At 71.7% G+C, this 2,103-nt stretch carries 2 protein-coding genes; both read left to right on the top strand.

What is annotated here, in order from left to right; genetic code table 11:
* Positions 1-548 (top strand): ABC transporter ATP-binding protein (locus tag EMA17_RS51435; RefSeq protein ID WP_126644129.1); only part of this gene is annotated, 548 nt, incomplete at its 5' end.
* The gene (locus tag EMA17_RS51430) at positions 545-1,786 is read left to right on the top strand and encodes an ABC transporter permease (protein ID WP_126644128.1); all 1,242 of its coding nucleotides are present in this window, start codon (positions 545-547) and stop codon (positions 1,784-1,786) included. The genes EMA17_RS51435 and EMA17_RS51430, both read left to right, overlap by 4 nt.
* Positions 1,787-2,103 lie beyond the last annotated feature (317 nt).

Genomic DNA, 2,103 nt, shown 5'->3' with positions numbered 1-2,103 from the left:
CGCTGGATCGGCCGACCGAGGGTGTGGTGCGGTTGTTGGGGCACGACGTCGCGGGTTTGACGGATCGTCAACTCTCGGGGGTGCGGGCGAACTGGATCGGTTTCGTGTTCCAGCAGTTCTTCCTGACCGAGCATTTCACCGCCGTGGACAACGTGGCGAACGGCCTGTACTACCACGGGATTCCGGTGCGCGAGCGGCGTGAGCGTGCGGCCGAGGCGTTGGCGCGGGTGGGTCTCGGCGGTCGGCTCGATCACGTGCCGCGGGAGTTGTCCGGGGGCGAGCGGCAGCGGGTGGCGATCGCGCGGGCGTTGGTGGCGCGTCCGGCGCTGGTGTTGGCGGACGAGCCGACCGGTGCGCTGGATTCGCGTTCGGGGGCGACGGTGATGCGGTTGTTGCACGAACTGCACGCGGACGGCACCACGATCGTGGTGATCACGCACGACCCGGGCATCGCCCGGTCGTTGCCCCGGCGGGTGGAGATCCTGGACGGCCGCATCCACGCGGACACCGGTGCCTCGGTCGAACCGCCGTTGGGGGTGGCCGGATGACGGCGACCGGTCCGGACACCCTTGCCGCCACCCGGCCGGCGCCGGTGCCGCTGCCCGGCACCGCGCGACTGGGACCGCTCGACGTGGTTCGGGTGGGCCTGCTCGGGGTGCGTGGGCGGCCGATGCGCGCGATCCTGTCCGGTCTGGGCATTGCGATCGGGATCGCCGCGATGGTCGCGGTGCTGGGCATCGGCGCGGCCAGCCAGGCCCGGTTGATGGACCAGATCCGCAGCCTGGGCACGAACATGCTCTCGGTCGGACCGGGCGACTCGATGTTCGGGGGGAAGGTGCCGCTGCCCGAGGACGCGGTCGACATGGTGCGCCGGATCGGTCCGGTGACCTCGGCGAGCGCCACCGCGCAACTCGACGGCCGCAGTGTGCGTCGCACCGATCGGATCGATCCGCGCGAGACCAAGGGCATCACCGTCGCCGCCACCCGCGAGGACCTGCTCGCCACCATCGGCGGCAAGACGGCGAAGGGCCAATGGTTCAACGCTGCCACCTCCCGCTACCCCACGGTCGTGCTCGGCGCGCGGGCGGCGGAGCTGCTCGGGGTCGACGGGCCGGACCGGCAGGTGTGGATCGGCGACCGCTGGTTCACCGTGATCGGCGTGCTGAAGCCGGTCCCGCTGGCCCCCGAGGTGGACCGGTCCGCGCTGGTCGGCTGGCAGGCCGCCAAGGACCTGCTCGGCTTCGACGGGCACCCGACCCGCATCTACGAACGCTCCGCCGAGAACGCCGTGAACGACGTGCGTAACGTCCTCGCCGCGACCGCCAACCCGGCCGACCCGGCCGGCGTCAAGGTCAGCCGCCCGTCCGACGCCCTGGAGGCACAACTCGCCGCCAAGAACACCTTCACCGGCCTGTTCGTCGGACTCGGCGCCGTGGCACTGCTGGTCGGCGGGGTCGGGGTGGCGAACACCATGGTCATCTCCGTCCTCGAACGCCGCCAGGAGATCGGACTGCGGCGCGCGTTGGGCGCCGGGCGCGGGCAGATCCGGCTCCAGTTCCTGACCGAGGCGATCACCCTGTCCGGCCTCGGCGGGGTCGCCGGCGTGCTCCTCGGGCTGATCGTGACCAGCGGATACGCGCACGCGAAGGGATGGCCGCTGGTACTGCCCTGGCCGGCCATCCTCGGCGGCGTCGCGGCATCGGTGGCGATCGGCGCACTCGCGGGGCTGTACCCCGCCGGACGCGCGGCACGACTGCCACCGACCGAAGCCCTCAGTTCGGGCTGAAGGCGCGGCAGGAGGCGCGCCGTCGGGCGTATCGAGTGCGGACGCCGTCCGGACGGAAGCTCGGTGGATTCCGAGCGTCGGTCGGGCGGAACACCGGTCTCGGCCCGAAGCCCTCGCTCCTCGATGGAGCCGTCCGTTCGTGGATTCACCATCCGCGGGCGGGCGGCTTCGCCGCCACTGGCGGGCCCAACGGTGGCTCCGGCAACGAACACAGCGGCTTCGTGGGGAAATGCGCTTCCCGAACGGCTACCGGACCTCGAATACCACTCGCCGCTTCCCTCGCCGCCATGATCTGACGTACCGTCAGATTCCATCGA

Source organism: Embleya hyalina (genome assembly GCF_003967355.1).
In the GTDB taxonomy this organism is placed as follows: domain Bacteria; phylum Actinomycetota; class Actinomycetes; order Streptomycetales; family Streptomycetaceae; genus Embleya; species Embleya hyalina.
Note: the sequence above shows the minus strand (reverse complement) of the source record. Positions and strands in the feature narration are given on the sequence as shown.